Raw genomic sequence first — 15,831 nt, 5'->3', positions numbered from 1 at the left:
TTGTGGCGAGGGAGCTTGCTCCCGCTGGGTTGCGAAGCAGCCCCAAAACCTGAAACCCGGTTATTTCTGATACACCACGTATTTCGGTTTACAACTGCTTCGCAGCCGAGCGGGAGCAAGCTCCCTCGCCACAGGTTCTGCGATCCGCCGGACCTTCACCTGCACAATTAACCACGCATTACCCCCCCGTCTTTTTCCTGTCGATACAAGCTGTTACTGTACGGCCCACAAAGCCCAAGCCGCCTGGATCGGATCTCTGACTTGAAGCGTCCCCTCCTCCTGCTCCTGATCAGCCTGGCCTTGAGCTCCCCCGCAAGCGCGACGATCAGCGAAAGCCATGGTTATGCGCAGTTCGGCACGCTCAAGTACCCGGCCAGATTTACCCACTTCGACTGGGTCAACCCGCAAGCGCCCAAGGGCGGTACGTTGCGGGTGATGGCGTTTGGCACCTTCGACACGCTCAACCCTTACACATTCAAAGGCTCGAGCCCGGTTTCCACCGGCAACTTTCTGCAATACGGCATTAACGAACTCAATGAACCGCTGATGGTCGGCACCGGCCAATACGCGCCGTCCGGCGATGAGCCGACCTCCAGTTATGGCCTGATCGCCCAATCGGTGGAATACAGCGAAGACCGCAGCTGGGTGGTGTTCAACCTGCGTCCCGAAGCGCGTTTCCACGATGGCACGCCGATCACCGCTTATGACGTGGCATTCTCTTACCGTTTGCTGCTCAAGGAAGGTCACCCGCAATACCGCACCAACCTTCAGGAAGTGTCGCGGGTGGATATCCTCAACCCACGGCGCATCCGTTTCGTCTTCAAACGCGCCGGCAATCCGCTGCTGATCCTGCGCCTGGGCGAGTTGCCGGTGTTGCCCCAACATTACTGGGAAGGTCGCGATTTCAAAGCCACCACCTTCGAGCCGCCATTGGGCAGCGGGCCGTATCGCATCACCTCGGTAACGCCCGGGCGGCAGATCGTCTTCGAACGGGTCAAGGATTACTGGGGCAAGGACCTGCCGGTCAATCGCGGCAAGTACAACTTCGATCGCATGGAAGTCGAGTTCTATCGTGACAGCGACGTGGCCTTCGAAGCGTTCAAGGCCGGTGAGTTCGACATCTACATCGAACACCAGGCGAAGAACTGGGCCAACGGTTACAACTTCCCCGCCGTGCGCCGCGGCGATGTGATCAAGGCGCAAATCGCGCATCAGATCCCGACCCAGAGCCAGGGCCTGTTCATGAATACCCGGCGGCCAGCTTTCGCCGAGGCCAAGGTCCGCGAAGCGCTGGGGCTGATGTTCGACTTCGAGTGGACCAACCGCACGCTGTTCAGCGGCGCCTACAAGCGCGCCATGAGCTATTACCCCAACAGCGAGTTCTCCACCACCGGGCTACCGGTCGGTCATGAATGGCTGCTGCTCAAGCCCTATCGCGATCAGTTGCCCGCCAAGCTGCTCACCGAGCCGTTCAGCCTGCCGCAGACCGAAGGCCGCGGCATTCCGCGGGAAACCATGCGCAAAGCCTTGAACCTGCTCACCGAGGCCGGCTGGAAGCTCAACGGTCAGCGGCTACAAAACAGCATCGGCCAACCGTTGCGCTTCGAGATTCTGCTGGTCAACCCGAACCTGGAACGCATCCTTCAGCCTTACGTCGAGAACCTCGGCAGTATCGGCATCGACGCACGGCTGCGCACGGTCGATCGCGCCCAATACAAACAACGCCTCGATCAGTTCGATTTCGACATGATCCTGATGACCCTCAACCAGACCCTCAGCCCGGGCCTGGAACAATGGCAGTACTTCCATTCCAGCCAGGTCGGGGTCAAGGGCAGCAAAAACTACGCCGGCATCGCCAACCCGGTGGTCGACCATTTACTCGAACGACTGCTCGCCGCCCAGACCCGTGATGCTCAAGTCGCCGCCGGCAAGGCGCTCGACCGGGTGCTGCTGTGGCAGCACTACATCATTCCCAACTGGTACCTCAATTATCACCGTCTGGCCTACCGCAACCGGTTCGCTTTTGTCACTACGCCGCCCTACACCCTGGGCCTGAGCGCGTGGTGGCTGAAATCTTCGGAGAAAGATCGATGAAACCCGTACGTGCCCTGCTCTTGCAGGCCAGCGGTCTGTTGTTCGCTGGGCTGGCCTGCGCCGCCCCGCAACATGCCCTGACCCTGTACAACGAACCGCCGAAATACCCGACCGATTTCAAACATTTCGATTACGTAAACCCCGACGCGCCCAAGGGCGGGATCTTCCGTCAGGCCGGCTTCGGTGGCTTCGACAGCCTCAACCCGTTCATCAACAAAGGCGTGCCGGCCGACGACATCAGCATGATCTACGACACCCTGGCCAAACAGGGTCTGGATGAGCCGTTCACTCAATATGGCCTGATCGCCGGCAAAATCGAAAAAGCCCCGGACAACAGCTGGGTGCGCTTTTACCTGCGTCCCGAAGCACGCTTCCACGATGGTCACCCGGTGCGTGCCGAAGACGTGGTATTCAGCTTCCAGACCCTGATCAAGGACGGCGCCCCGCTCTACCGCGGCTATTACAGCGACGTGGAAGAAGTGGTCGCCGAAGACCCGCTCAAAGTGCTGTTCAAGTTCAAGCACAACAACAATCGCGAACTGCCGCTGATCCTCGGCCAGTTGCCGGTGCTGCCCAAGCATTGGTGGGCTACCCGCGACTTCAACAAGGGCAACCTGGAATTGCCGCTGGGCAATGGCCCGTACAAAGTCAGCGAAGTGAAGGCCGGACGTTCGGTACGCTATGAGCGGGTCAAGGATTACTGGGGCAAGGAGCTGCCGGTCAATCGCGGCTTCTACAACTTCGACGTGCTGACCACCGACTACTACCGCGACAACACCGTCGCGCTGGAAGCGCTCAAGGCCGGTCAGTTCGACTACTGGCTGGAATCGGCCGCGAAAAACTGGGCCAAGGCCTACAACATTCCGGCGGTGACTGAAGGTCGCCTGATCAAGGAAGAAATCCCGAACGGCAACCCCACCGGCATGCAAGGCTTCGTGTTCAACCTGCGCCGCCCGATGTTTCAGGATGTGCGTGTGCGCCAGGCACTAACCCTGTTGCTGGACTTCGAATGGACCAACAAGCAACTGTTCAACGGCGCCTACGCGCGCACCCGCAGTTACTTCGAAAACTCGGAAATGGCCGCCACCGGCCTGCCGGACGCCGATCAACTGGCGATCCTCGACCCGTTCCGCGGCAAGATTCCCGAGCAAGTGTTCAGCGAGGCGTTCCAGAACCCGGTGACCGACGCCAGCGGCATGATCCGCGTCCAGCAGCGCCAGGCCTGGCAATTGCTGCAAGAGGCCGGCTGGCGGATCGTCGACGACAAAATGGTCGACGCCAACGGCAAACCGGTGACCATCGAATTTCTGCTGGCCCAGACCGAGTTCGAGCGGATACTGCTGCCGTTCAAGCGTAACCTCAGTGATTTGGGCATTGATCTGGTGATCCGTCGGGTCGACGTCTCGCAATACATCAACCGCGTGCGCTCCCGGGACTTCGACATGGTCGTCGGCAGCTTCCCGCAGTCGAACTCGCCGGGTAACGAACAGCGCGAGTACTGGATGACCGCCGCCGCCGACAAACCCGGCAGCCGCAACTCCATGGGCTTGAAAGACCCGGTGGTGGACCAACTGGTCGAGCAACTGATCAACGCCGATTCGCGCCAAAGCCTGGTGGCCCATGCCCGGGCGCTGGACCGGGTGCTGCAATGGGGCTATTACGTGATCCCCAATTGGCACATCAAGACCTGGCGCGTGGCGTACTGGAACCACATCGGCCACCCGAAGGTTTCGCCCAAATATGACATCGGCATCAATACCTGGTGGGCCAAGCCCAACGCGGCACTGCCGATAGAAGTCGAAACCAAACTGCAAGCCGACCCTGCGGGCACGGAGTAATCAGATGCTGGCGTATATTTTTCGGCGGCTGCTGCTGATCATCCCGACCCTGTTCGGCATTTTGCTGATCAACTTCGTGATCATCCAGGCCGCCCCCGGTGGGCCGGTGGAACAGATGATCGCCAAGCTCGAAGGCTTCGAAGGCGCCACCAGCCGCATTGCCGGCGGTGGTGCCGAAGTGTCGGTGGCCGGGTCGGCCTATCGCGGCGCCCAGGGCCTGGACCCGGCGCTGGTCAAGGAAATCGAGCACATGTACGGCTTCGACAAATCGGCGCCGGAACGCTTGTGGATCATGATCAAGAACTACGCCACCCTGGATTTCGGCGACAGCTTCTTCCGCGACGCCAAGGTCATCGACCTGATCAAGGAAAAGATGCCGGTGTCGATTTCCCTGGGGCTGTGGAGCACGCTGATCATGTACCTGGTGTCGATCCCGCTGGGGATCGCCAAGGCGACGCGACACGGCAGCCATTTCGACGTCTGGACCAGTTCGGCGATCATCGTCGGTTACGCGATCCCGGCGTTCTTGTTCGCCATCCTGCTGATTGTGGTGTTCGCCGGCGGCAGCTATTTCGATTGGTTCCCGCTACGGGGCCTGACCTCGAACAACTTCGACGAGCTCAGCACCGGCGGCAAGATCCTCGATTATTTCTGGCACCTGGCACTGCCGGTAACCGCATTGGTGATCGGCAACTTCGCGACCATGACGCTGCTGACCAAGAACAGCTTCCTCGACGAAATCAACAAACAGTATGTGGTCACCGCCAAGGCCAAGGGCCTGACTCGCCACCGCGTGCTCTACGGCCATGTGTTTCGCAACGCCATGCTGTTGGTGATCGCCGGTTTCCCATCGGCATTCATCGGGATCTTTTTCACCGGCTCGTTGCTGGTGGAAGTGATTTTCTCCCTCGACGGTCTCGGTCTGATGAGCTTTGAAGCAGCGATCAACCGCGACTACCCGATCGTCTTCGGCACGCTATTCATCTTCACCTTGCTGGGGCTGGTGGTGAAGCTGATCGGCGACCTCACCTACACCTTTGTCGATCCGCGCATCGACTTCGAAAGCCGGGAGCATTGAGATGAACTTATCCCCTCTCAATCGCCGACGTTTCGAACTGTTCAAGGCCAACAAGCGTGGCTGGTGGTCGCTATGGCTGTTTCTGATTCTGTTCGGCGCAAGCCTCGGTGCCGAGCTGATCGCCAACGACAAACCGCTGGTGGTGCACTACGACAACGCCTGGTACTTCCCGGCACTCAAGCGCTACCCGGAAACCGCGTTCGGCGGCGAATTCCCGCTGGAAGCCAACTACAAGAGCCCGTACATCCGCGAACTGCTCAAGGCCAAGGATGCCTGGGTGGTGTGGGCACCGATTCCCTACAGCTACCAGAGCATCAACTACGACCTGAAAGTCCCGGCCCCCGCGCCGCCTTCGGCCGATAACCTGTTGGGCACCGACGATCAGGGCCGCGATGTGCTGGCCCGGGTGATTTATGGCTTCCGGATTTCGGTGCTGTTTGCTTTGACGCTGACCATTCTCAGCTCGATCATCGGCGTGATCGCCGGGGCCTTGCAGGGTTTTTATGGCGGCTGGGTCGATCTGGCCGGGCAGCGTTTTCTGGAGATCTGGTCCGGGCTGCCAGTGCTGTACTTGCTGATCATCCTCGCCAGCTTCGTGCAGCCGAACTTCTGGTGGCTGCTGGGGATCATGCTGCTGTTCTCGTGGATGAGCCTGGTGGATGTGGTGCGCGCCGAGTTCCTGCGCGGTCGGAATCTGGAATACGTGCGCGCGGCGCGGGCGCTGGGCATGCGCAATGGTGCGATCATGTTCCGCCACATTCTGCCCAACGCCATGGTCTCGACCATGACCTTCATGCCGTTCATCCTGACCGGCGCCATCGGCACCCTGACCGCCCTGGATTTCCTCGGCTTCGGCCTGCCGCCGGGCGCGCCGTCCCTGGGTGAGCTGGTGGCTCAGGGTAAATCCAACCTGCAAGCCCCGTGGCTCGGTATGAGCGCATTTGCGGTGCTGGCGCTGATGTTGAGCCTGCTGGTGTTCATCGGCGAGTCCGCTCGCGATGCCTTCGACCCGAGGAAGTGAAATGAATCAGGACAATCTGATCGAAGTGCGCGACCTGGCCGTCGAATTTGTCGTCGGTGAACGCGTTCAGCGGGTGGTCGAGGGCGTCAGCTTCGACATCAAGCGTGGCGAAACCCTGGCGCTGGTGGGCGAAAGCGGCTCCGGCAAATCGGTGACCGCCCACTCGATCCTGCGCCTGCTGCCCTACCCGCTGGCCCGACATCCGTCCGGCACCATCACTTATTCCGACCAGAACCTGCTGGGCCTGAAAGAGAAAACCATCCGCCACATCCGCGGCAACCGGATTGCGATGATCTTTCAAGAACCGATGACCTCGCTCAATCCACTGCATTCGATCGAGAAGCAGATCAACGAGGTGTTGGGCATCCACAAAGGCCTGACCGGCAAAATCGCAACCAAACGCACGCTGGAACTGCTGGAAATGGTCGGCATCCCCGAACCGCAGAAGCGTCTCAAGGCCCTGCCCCACGAGTTGTCCGGTGGCCAGCGCCAGCGGGTAATGATCGCCATGGCCCTGGCCAATGAGCCGGAACTGCTGATCGCCGACGAACCGACCACGGCGCTGGACGTGACCGTTCAACTGAAAATTCTCGAACTGCTCAAGGAATTGCAGGCCCGTCTGGGCATGGCGTTGTTACTGATCAGTCATGACTTGAACCTTGTGCGAAGAATTGCGCATCGCGTATGTGTCATGCAGCGCGGTTGCATCGTCGAACAGGCATCGTGCGAAGAATTGTTCCGCGCGCCGCAGCATCCGTACACGCGGGAACTGCTGGCAGCGGAGCCCAGCGGCAAGCCGGCGACCAATGTGATTGGCCCGCCCTTGCTGCAGGTCGAGGACCTGAAAGTCTGGTTCCCGATCAAGAAAGGCTTTCTGAAAAAGACCGTGGACCATATCAAAGCGGTCGACGGCATCAATTTCAGCCTGCCTCAGGGCCAGACCTTGGGGATTGTGGGAGAAAGCGGTTCCGGCAAGTCGACGCTCGGTCTGGCGATTTTGCGGCTGATCGGTAGCAAAGGCGCCATCCGTTTTGAAGACAAGCAACTAGACTGCCTGACGCAGCAAGAGATTCGACCGCTACGGCGGGAAATGCAGGTGGTGTTCCAGGACCCCTTCGGCAGCCTGAGCCCACGGATGTGCGTGAGCCAGATCGTTGGCGAAGGCCTGCGGATCCACAAGATGGGCACTGAGGCTGAACAGGAACAAGCGATTATTGCGGCACTCAAGGAGGTAGGTCTGGACCCGGAAACCCGGCACCGCTACCCCCACGAATTTTCCGGTGGGCAACGGCAGAGAATCGCCATTGCCCGGGCATTAGTGCTAAAACCGGCGTTGATTCTGCTGGACGAGCCGACTTCGGCCCTCGACCGCACCGTGCAACGCCAAGTGGTGGAGCTGCTACGTTCACTGCAAACCAAGTACAACCTGACGTATTTGTTTATCAGCCATGACCTGGCTGTCGTCAAAGCGCTGAGCCACCAGCTGATGGTGGTCAAGCATGGCCAAGTGGTCGAACAGGGAGACGCGCAAAGTATCTTTGCCGCCCCCAAACATCCGTATACACAGCAGTTGCTGGAAGCCGCTTTTCTGGCACCAGCCACTGCGCAATAACCTGAAAAGAGGAGCAACACATGGGTTTTCTCGCCGGTAAGCGCGTACTGATCGTCGGTGTCGCCAGCAAGCTGTCCATCGCATCCGGCATCGCTGCCGCCATGCATCGCGAGGGCGCTGAACTTGCCTTCACTTATCAGAACGACAAACTCAAGGGCCGTGTCGAAGAATTCGCACAAGGCTGGGGCTCGAGCCCGGAGCTGTGCTTCCCGTGCGACGTGGCCAGCGATGAAGAAATCGCCAAGGTCTTCGAAGCACTGAGCAAGAAGTGGGACGGCCTGGACTGCATCGTGCACTCCGTCGGCTTCGCCCCGGGCGACCAACTGGACGGCGACTTCACCGAAGCCACCACCCGTGAAGGTTTCCGCATCGCTCACGACATCAGCGCCTACAGCTTCGTGGCACTGGCCAAGGCTGGCCGCGAAATGATGAAAGGCCGCAATGGCAGCCTGCTGACCCTGTCGTACCTGGGCGCCGAGCGCACCATGCCGAACTACAACGTAATGGGCATGGCCAAGGCTTCCTTGGAAGCTGGTGTACGTTACCTGGCCGGCTCCCTGGGCCCGGATGGCACCCGCGTGAACTGCGTATCGGCTGGCCCGATCCGCACCCTCGCCGCTTCCGGCATCAAGAACTTCCGCAAGATGCTGGCAGCCAACGAAGCGCAAACCCCGCTGCGTCGTAACGTCACCATCGACGAAGTCGGCAACGCCGGCGCCTTCCTGTGCTCGGACCTGGCGTCCGGTATCAGCGGCGAAATCATGTACGTAGACGGCGGCTTCAACACCACCGCCATGGGCAACATCGAAGAGTGATCTTCGGTTAGCCATGAAAAAACCCGCCTCTTCAGGCGGGTTTTTTTATGCCTTCAATTCCAGGCTTGATGCGGTCAAATGTGGGAGCGGGCTTGCTCGCGAAAGCGGTGTGCCAGTCGACACTTTCTGTAGGCCAAACACCGCCTTCGCGAGCAAGCCCGCTCCCACAGGGGATGGTGTTCAGTCGTCGATTTGTGTCAAACACCGCGCAAACAACTGCTGGATCGGTTGTGCGCGCTGGCTATTCGGTTGTTCGCCAAATGATCCGGGCACGTTGCAGCGGTCTTGCAAGGCGCCATTCAACAATGACCGGCGTCGCGCATCGCCTCATCGACCAAGGCCAACAAGCCTTCCGCTGTCTGGTGTAGCCGAGGATCAAACTCGATCTGCCCGATGCAGAAACGAATGTCATAGCCACGATGCACCGTGGCATTGCGTTCATCGAGTATTTCTTCGAGGCGCGCTCTGATCGCGGCAATTTCCACGGCGTCGGCGCCGGTCAACAAGGCAGCAAACTCATCGCTGCCGAGCCGGCCGATCACATCGCTTTCACGAAAGGCGATGCGTAGCACATCGGCGAAGGTTTTCAGGGCGTTGTCACCCTCCGCGCGGCCGTACAGCTGATTGATGTGCTTAAAGTCATCAAGGTCGAAAAACAGCAGCGTCGCGGGTTTGCCCAACTGTTGACAGGCCTCCAGCCCTAACTGGGCCAAAGCCTCGAAGCCATGACGATTGGGGAGCAGCGTCAGTTCATCCATGCTCGCCATCTGCACACCCATCAGCTCTTGCTCGGCCTTTCGCGCCAAGTCGCGCAGTACATCGCGATCCTGCACTGGGCTGTCGAGGACGTTCGGCGCACGCGTGTCTGCGCCAGCGCCGGGCTTGACCGGTTTGCCTGGGGTTAACATCACTCACTCCTTGATGGATATGAACGTTAGAGTCGCTAATACCCGGTATGACTCCCTATAAACGCGCCGCTGGTCAGCTACCTGCCACCGGACACGGCCCTCCTGCATCGGCCCAGAGTTTGAACTGGGTGACGAAGATATCGTGGGGCACTGGCACCGGCGCCCGCCCCTCACCTGGATTCCAGCCCCAAAGCACCAGCTTATCGTCGCTGACGTGCTTGATCAGCGCCGCAAAATCACGATCGCCATTGCTGGAACGGTCCTTGATCATCGCGCACAACTTATCGGCCGGTAGACCGATCCAGGCCATTTTGTGGGCGGCCGGCGGCAGGCTCCAATGCGGTGCTCCGGGTGGTGAGTTGGGGCCATAACTGGCCGGCGGATTGCGTTCGGCATGACAACTGGCACACGGCAAACCGGCTGCGCCCTTACCGTCCAGGCCGCGAACCACATTCATTGCGTGAGGAATACCGGCGTCGAACTGCAGCGGCGAATCGCCGGGAATATGACAGTTCTGACAACGCGGGCTCTGGAACACTTTCTGCACCGTATCGAACGCCTTCACCGCCTCTTTATCATCAGCGAACAGGTCCGAGGCATAGCCACCCAGGCCGATCAGCATCACCGCACCCCAAAATATATGTCGTCTCATCTCACACCCCCGACAGTTGCAACGGCAGTTCCCGCAGACGCTGCCCGGTCAGGGCAAACACCGCGTTCGCCACTGCCGGCGCCACGGGCGGTACGCCGACCTCGCCGATGCCACCGGGCTTGTCGCTGCTGGGGACGATATGCACCTCGACCACCGGCATCTCGTTCAGGCGCAGGACCTGATAGTCGTGATAATTGGACTGCTCCACCTGACCGTTCTTGAACGTCAGTTTGCTGTGCAAGGTAAATCCGAGACCGAAGGTGATGCCCGATTCCATCTGCGCGGCGATCCCCTGCGGGTTGACCGCAATGCCGCAATCCACGGCGCACACTACCCGGTGCACGCGAATCGCCAGATTGTCCTGCGACACCTCGGCCACCTGGGCAACATAACTGCCGAAAGACTCATGCACCGCCACACCCAATGCGTGGCCGTCCGGCAAGGGTGCTTTCCAGTTGGCTTTCTCCACCGCCAGATTCAGCACGCCCAGATGCCGCGGATGCGCCTTGAGCAAGGCGCGTCGGTATTCCACCGGATCCTTGCCGGCCGCGTCTGCCAGTTCATCGATCAACGACTCCATGACAAATGCCGTGTGGGTGTGCCCCACCGAGCGCAGCCACAGCACGCTGATGCCGGTTTGCGGTGAATGCAGTTCGACCTGGTGGTTGGCCAGCCCCACAAGATAAGGACTGTCGGCCACGCCTTCGACGGAGGTTTTGTCGACGCCATCCTTGACCATGGTCGCCGCAAACGAGGTGCCCGTCAGGATCGACTGCCCGACCAGCACATGCATCCAGGCCATCGGCATACCGTCGGCACCCAGCCCGATGCGCGCCTGATGCAAGAACGCCGAACGGTAATAACCGCCACGAATGTCATCCTCTCGGGCCCAGACGGTTTTCACCGGCCCGCCCGCTGCCTTGGCGACGTACACAGCTTCGCTGACAAAATCCGAGGTCGGATTGGCCCGTCGCCCGAAGCCGCCGCCGAGGAATTGGGTGTGGATCTCGACCTGTTCGGGTTTGAGCCCGGTGATCTTCCCCGCGATCATCTGATCCAGCGTCTGAAACTGCGTACCGGTCCAGATTTCGCATTTATCCTTGGAGATTTTCACCGTGCAGTTGAGCGGTTCCATCGGCGCGTGGGCCAGGTATGGCACGCTGTATTCGGCTTCAATTGTCTTCGCTGCTTTGCCTAGCGTCGCCGTCGCATCCCCGGCCTTACTGGCGGAAGTGCCGGGGGTGGCGGCGAGTTTACGGAAGCTTTCCAGCAGTTGTTGACTGTCGAGCCCGGCGTTCGGCCCCAGGTCCCATTCGACCTTCAGCGCATCGCGCCCCAGCTTCGCCGCCCAATAATGATCGGCAATCACTGCGACACCCGTGGGCACCTGCACCACTTTGTGCACGCCCGGCACCGCCAGTGCCTCGGCGCCTTCGAAGGATTTGACGCTGCCACCGAACACCGGTGGGCGAGCGACCATCGCCGTCATCAGCCCATCGAATTGCACGTCCATGCCGAACTTGGCCTGCCCGGTGATTTTCTCCGGGGTGTCGAGGCGCTTGGTGGGCTTGCCTATAACCTTCCAGTCTTTGGCTTCCTTGAACTTGATCAAGGCCGGATCCGGCACCGGTAACTTGGCGGCGTCATCCGCCAATTCGCCGTAAGTGGCACGTTTGTCGCCGGCGATGACCACGCCCGATTCGGTGCGAATCTGCGAAGGCGCCACGTCGAATCGCTTGGCCGCTGCCTCGATCAGCATCAAGCGCGCCGCCGCTCCGGCTTGGCGATAGCGATCGAACTCCATCCAGGTCGACGTCGAGCCGCCGGTGATCTGCATCCCGCCAAACGCCGGCAGGCCATAATCGGCCGCCGAGGCTGGCGCATGCTCGACGCGGATTTTCGACCAGTCGGCGTCCAGCTCTTCGGCGATCAACATGGTCAGGCCGGTCCAGATGCCCTGGCCCATTTCCGAATGACCGAGCAGCACAGTGATGCTGTTGTCGTTGCCAATGCGTAAAAACGCATTGGGCGCGAAGACGTTTCCTTGATTCTCGGCCCCAACGGCAAAGCGATTGGCACCCGGGATGACAAACGCCACCACCAGACCGCCGCCCAACACCGCACTGCCCTTGAGAAAACCGCGACGCGAGACAGGGTTGATTCTGTTCATGGGTCCGCTCCCTTCGACGTGGTATCAACCGATTTCGGCGGCGCGTTTGACCGCTGCGCGGATTCTTGGGTAGGTGCCGCAGCGGCAAATGTTGCCAGACAGCGCCTGGTCGATGTCACTGTCGGTGGGCTTGGGAATCTTCGCCAGCAAGGCTGCCGCCGACATGATCTGCCCCGACTGGCAATAACCGCACTGGACCACATCGAGTTCGGCCCAGGCTTGCTGGACCGGGTGCGAGCCATCGGCGGACAAGCCCTCGATGGTGAGAATTTTCTGCCCGTGGGCCACCGCCGTGGCGGGTGTGATGCAGGAGCGCAGCGGCGCGCCGTCGACGTGTACGGTGCAAGCGCCACACTGGGCCATGCCGCAACCGAATTTGGTGCCCGTCAGGTGCGCAACATCGCGCAGCACCCAGAGCAACGGCATGTCCGCGGGGACATCCAGTTCCTGGTCCTTGCCATTGATATTAAGGGTCAGCATTGCGGTTTTCCTCAGACTCACGGTGTTCTGAAGGGGCGCCTCGTGGCGAGGGGGCTTGCCCCCGTTCGGCTGCGAAGCAGTCGCAAATCCAGTGCATACGGTGTGCTTGGCAGAAAGAGATTGCAGGTTTCAGGACAGCTTCGCAGTCCAACGGGGGCAAGCCCCCTCGCCACAGGGTTATCCCTACAGCTAAGCGCAATTTGACCCACAAGCCATGTTCATCGACCACCGGTCGCTGCCCATTCGCTCTAAACGGGTTGAGGGGAATTCTCACGATTTGTCGATCTATGGCACAACCGGACCACCACAGGCTGACTACGCTGATAATCCCGAGTGATTAACCCGCAGAGGAGCACCGCCATGCACCGCGTTCAGAAACTCACGCCTTGCCTGTGGTTCGACGATCAGGCCGAGGAAGCCGCGAAGTTTTACTGCGCGATCTTCGATCATTCAAAAATCACCGGCATCACCCATTACGGCAAGGCCGGTCAGGAAATCCATGGCCGGCCGGAAGGCTCGGTGATGACCGTCAGTTTCGAGCTCGATGGGCAGAGCTTCACAGGCCTTAACGGTGGCCCGGTGTTCAAGTTCAATGAGGCGATCTTATTCCAGGTCAATTGCCACACTCAGGAAGAAGTCGACCACTTCTGGGGGCGCCTGTCTGCGGGCGGTCCCGTTGAAGCCCAGCAATGCGGCTGGCTGAAGGATAAATTCGGCGTGTCGTGGCAAATCGTGCCGCTCGCTCTGATGGACATGATGAAAGACCCCGACACAGCCAAATCCCAGCGCGCCATGGCAGCGATGCTACAAATGAAAAAACTCGACATCGCCACGCTGCAACGAGCCTTTGCTGGCGAGAGCTAATACACTCCAAAGCTGAACCGTCGAGGACACCGAGATGAAGCACACCGTCGCCAAAGATACAGACAAAGCCCCGCGATTCTGGCGCGACGATGCCCTGCCCTTCATCGAAGCCCGCTCCATCGCCGACGGTCGCGAGGTCTGCTACAGCCGGCATTCCCACGCGCACTTTTCCATTGGCGCAATCACTGCCGGGCGCAGCACCTACATCCACGAGCAATCGGAATTTCAGGTCAGTGCCGGCACCGTGGTGCTGATGAATCCGGGCGATGTGCATGCCTGCAATCCGATCGACGACCAGCCGTGGTCGTACCTGATGCTGTACGTCGAGACGCCTTGGCTGACCGATTTACAGCATCAGCTCGGCTTCAGCCAGGACTCGGCGTTTCGCCGGTTCTCCATCACCCACAATCGTGACGTCGAGCTGTTTACCGGCCTGAAGATTTTGTACGAGGTATTGGTCGATCAGCAGCAAGACGTGCTGTACAAGCACAGCGCGGCGGTGGAGTTTTTCACCGAGGTGCAACAGCGGCTCAACCCCGTCGATCAACCGCTGCGCGAACCCAATTTCAAGCTGGAACGGGCCGCCGACTATATCCGCGACAACTGCACGCAGATGCTCAAGCTCGAAGACATTTGTGAGGCGGCGCAACTGTCGCCGTCGTACCTGATTCGCGCGTTCAAGCAGCATTACGGCATGACGCCCCATGCGTTTCTGGTTAACCGACGCATCCAGTTCGCCCGAGATCGACTGCGCAGCGGCAAGTTGATCGCCGATGTGGCGCTGGAAGCCGGGTTTGCCGACCAGGCGCATTTTCAGCGTGCGTTCAAACAGCATCTGGCGGCGACCCCGGGGCAGTATCGCGGCTAATACCAGCAACACTACTTCTGTGGCGAGGGAGCTTGCTCCCGCTGGGCTGCGAAGCGGCCCCAGAATCTCAGCGACTGCTGCGCAGCCGAGCGGGAGCAAGCTCCCTCGCCACAAAAAGTACTCTGGCCACGACAGTGGGTTTGGCTCAAGGCAACAGCAAATACCCCGCACTCACTGCCAACAACAACGCCATGACCCGATTGAACAGGCGCATCCCCGCCGGATTGCTCAGATAGCCGCGCAAAAACGTCCCGGCATACACCCAGCAACCCACCGACAGGTAGCAAATCACCAGATACACCGCCGCAAACTGCCAAACCAACCGCGCTTCGCCATCGGCGACAAATGCGCCCATCCCCGCTACACACGCCAGCCAGGCTTTCGGGTTGAGCCATTGCATTACCGCGCCGTAGAGCATCGACGGCGCCCGGCCGGACTCCTTGGCATCGAGCTGACCTTTATCAGTGGCCAATTTGAAAGCCATGAACAACAGAAACGCCACCCCCGCCCATTGCACCACCCGCGTCAGCGCCGGCCAACGCTGCAACACCTCATGCAATCCCAGTCCCATCAACACCAACAACAGCACAAACCCCAGGGTCGCCCCGGCGACATGCCGCTGACTGGCGCGAAAGCCGAACTGCGCTCCGGAGCTCAACGCCACAATATTCACCGGCCCCGGCGTAATCGAAGCCGCCAGCGCAAACGCGGCCATGGAAAGAATCAGACTCATTGCATACCTTCTTCAATTCAGTTGAACCAGGCCTCAAGGTAATGAGCAGCCTGAACATCGTATTGAAGAAAACTCCCCTCTGCGTCATTGCAAGCCTGCCACGATGCGCCCTGAGGCGGGCCTATACTCTAGGAGTCGGCACACTCGAAGCGACATTCAATCGTGTTTGATGTACGGGGTATCGCGTCGAGTGATCGTTCACGCAGGCTACGGCCTGCCTTCGTCGTAGGGAGGAGAAGATCATGGCGCGTAAATACATCGACTGCCGCGAGTTTCCAAGCGATTCCAAATGCTCGGTCGCGCTGTCCGCAGACTCTGAAAACGAACTGCTTGAGGCCGCTGCACAGCATGCGGTCAGTGTTCACAAGCACACCGACTCACCAGAACTGCGTGCTCAACTGAAGACCATGTTTCACGACGGCACCCCGCCTGTTGAAGCACCACGTCCCGCTTGATAAGGAGATCCCTGCAGGAGCTGTCGCAGCAGACCGTGTGAAAACGCAGTAATGGCGGACCAAGCAAACGCCCCGACTTGTTCGGGGCGTTTCGGCCCTCGTTTCCAACGCTACGCAACGGCGGCGTCACCGGCCTACCTGGACGCCAGGGGCCGGCCCGAACACCCCCGCGATCTGCTTGAGCACGCCTGCCTGCGTGGCAATCAAGGGCATCGCTACGTACCCTCTCCACTAAGAGCATTC

At 60.1% G+C, this 15,831-nt stretch carries 14 protein-coding genes and 1 pseudogene; 10 read left to right on the top strand and 5 right to left on the bottom strand.

The genetic code is table 11. The features are described from left to right. Window positions 1–261: 261 nt before the first annotated feature. From IC37_RS16335 to fabI, 6 genes are read left to right on the top strand one after another with little or no spacing between them, the layout of a single operon-like run. On the top strand, window positions 262–2,094 hold the full coding sequence (locus IC37_RS16335; protein ID WP_030130407.1) for an extracellular solute-binding protein: 1,833 nt from the start codon (window positions 262–264) through the stop codon (window positions 2,092–2,094). Continuing rightward, window positions 2,091–3,932: an extracellular solute-binding protein gene (locus tag IC37_RS16330; RefSeq protein WP_030130408.1), complete on the top strand. Its 1,842-nt coding sequence runs from the start codon at window positions 2,091–2,093 to the stop codon at window positions 3,930–3,932. The genes IC37_RS16335 and IC37_RS16330 overlap by 4 nt, the downstream gene beginning before the upstream one ends. A 4-nt stretch (window positions 3,933–3,936) precedes the next feature. Next, on the top strand, window positions 3,937–5,010 hold the full coding sequence (locus tag IC37_RS16325) for a microcin C ABC transporter permease YejB (RefSeq protein ID WP_030130409.1): 1,074 nt from the start codon (window positions 3,937–3,939) through the stop codon (window positions 5,008–5,010). A gap of 1 nt (window position 5,011) precedes the next feature. After that, entirely contained in the window at window positions 5,012–6,031 is a 1,020-nt protein-coding gene (locus IC37_RS16320) for an ABC transporter permease (RefSeq protein WP_030130410.1), read from the top strand. A gap of 1 nt (window position 6,032) precedes the next feature. Then, window positions 6,033–7,643 carry an ABC transporter ATP-binding protein gene (locus IC37_RS16315; RefSeq protein ID WP_030130411.1) on the top strand — a complete coding sequence of 537 codons (1,611 nt, stop codon included), beginning with the start codon at window positions 6,033–6,035 and terminating at the stop codon, window positions 7,641–7,643. A gap of 20 nt (window positions 7,644–7,663) precedes the next feature. Further along, window positions 7,664–8,458 (top strand): enoyl-ACP reductase FabI, encoded by a 795-nt coding sequence (gene fabI / locus IC37_RS16310; RefSeq protein ID WP_007906751.1) that lies wholly within the window; start codon window positions 7,664–7,666, stop codon window positions 8,456–8,458. A gap of 299 nt (window positions 8,459–8,757) precedes the next feature. On the opposite strand, the gene IC37_RS16305 is transcribed toward fabI, so the two are convergent. The 4 genes from IC37_RS16305 to IC37_RS16290 form a co-directional block, all read right to left on the bottom strand. Further along, the gene (locus IC37_RS16305) at window positions 8,758–9,366 is read right to left on the bottom strand and encodes a GGDEF domain-containing protein (protein ID WP_030130412.1); all 609 of its coding nucleotides are present in this window, start codon (window positions 9,364–9,366) and stop codon (window positions 8,758–8,760) included. Window positions 9,367–9,439: 73 nt separating this feature from the next. Further along, entirely contained in the window at window positions 9,440–10,018 is a 579-nt protein-coding gene (locus IC37_RS16300; RefSeq protein WP_030130413.1) for a hypothetical protein, read from the bottom strand. Between the two features lies 1 nt (window position 10,019). Continuing rightward, window positions 10,020–12,188 carry a xanthine dehydrogenase family protein molybdopterin-binding subunit gene (locus IC37_RS16295; RefSeq protein WP_030130414.1) on the bottom strand — a complete coding sequence of 723 codons (2,169 nt, stop codon included), beginning with the start codon at window positions 12,186–12,188 and terminating at the stop codon, window positions 10,020–10,022. A 24-nt stretch (window positions 12,189–12,212) separates the two neighbouring features. Continuing rightward, the gene (locus IC37_RS16290) at window positions 12,213–12,668 is read right to left on the bottom strand and encodes a (2Fe-2S)-binding protein (RefSeq protein WP_007906916.1); all 456 of its coding nucleotides are present in this window, start codon (window positions 12,666–12,668) and stop codon (window positions 12,213–12,215) included. 360 nt (window positions 12,669–13,028) lie between these two features. Between IC37_RS16290 and IC37_RS16280 the strand changes: the two genes are divergently transcribed. Further along, complete coding sequence (locus IC37_RS16280) at window positions 13,029–13,532, top strand: VOC family protein (RefSeq protein ID WP_030130415.1); 504 nt, start codon at window positions 13,029–13,031, stop codon at window positions 13,530–13,532. A 34-nt stretch (window positions 13,533–13,566) separates the two neighbouring features. After that, window positions 13,567–14,400 (top strand): AraC family transcriptional regulator, encoded by an 834-nt coding sequence (locus tag IC37_RS16275; protein ID WP_030130416.1) that lies wholly within the window; start codon window positions 13,567–13,569, stop codon window positions 14,398–14,400. 145 nt (window positions 14,401–14,545) lie between these two features. Here IC37_RS16275 and IC37_RS16270 read toward each other — a convergent pair whose 3' ends face one another. Next, window positions 14,546–15,133, bottom strand: a complete 588-nt coding sequence (locus IC37_RS16270; protein WP_030130417.1) for a LysE family translocator — start codon at window positions 15,131–15,133, stop codon at window positions 14,546–14,548. A 242-nt stretch (window positions 15,134–15,375) separates the two neighbouring features. On the opposite strand from IC37_RS16270, the gene IC37_RS16265 reads away from it, so the two are divergent. Together IC37_RS16265 and IC37_RS30985 are read left to right on the top strand one after the other, a co-directional pair. Continuing rightward, window positions 15,376–15,588: a DUF1059 domain-containing protein gene (locus tag IC37_RS16265; RefSeq protein WP_008074349.1), complete on the top strand. Its 213-nt coding sequence runs from the start codon at window positions 15,376–15,378 to the stop codon at window positions 15,586–15,588. Between the two features lie 93 nt (window positions 15,589–15,681). After that, window positions 15,682–15,789: pseudogene (locus tag IC37_RS30985) on the top strand (LysR family transcriptional regulator); the annotation flags it as partial. Window positions 15,790–15,831 lie beyond the last annotated feature (42 nt).

It is taken from the genome of Pseudomonas sp. QTF5, from assembly GCF_000512695.2.
In the GTDB taxonomy this organism is placed as follows: domain Bacteria; phylum Pseudomonadota; class Gammaproteobacteria; order Pseudomonadales; family Pseudomonadaceae; genus Aquipseudomonas.
This window is presented reverse-complemented; position numbering and strand designations above follow the sequence as displayed.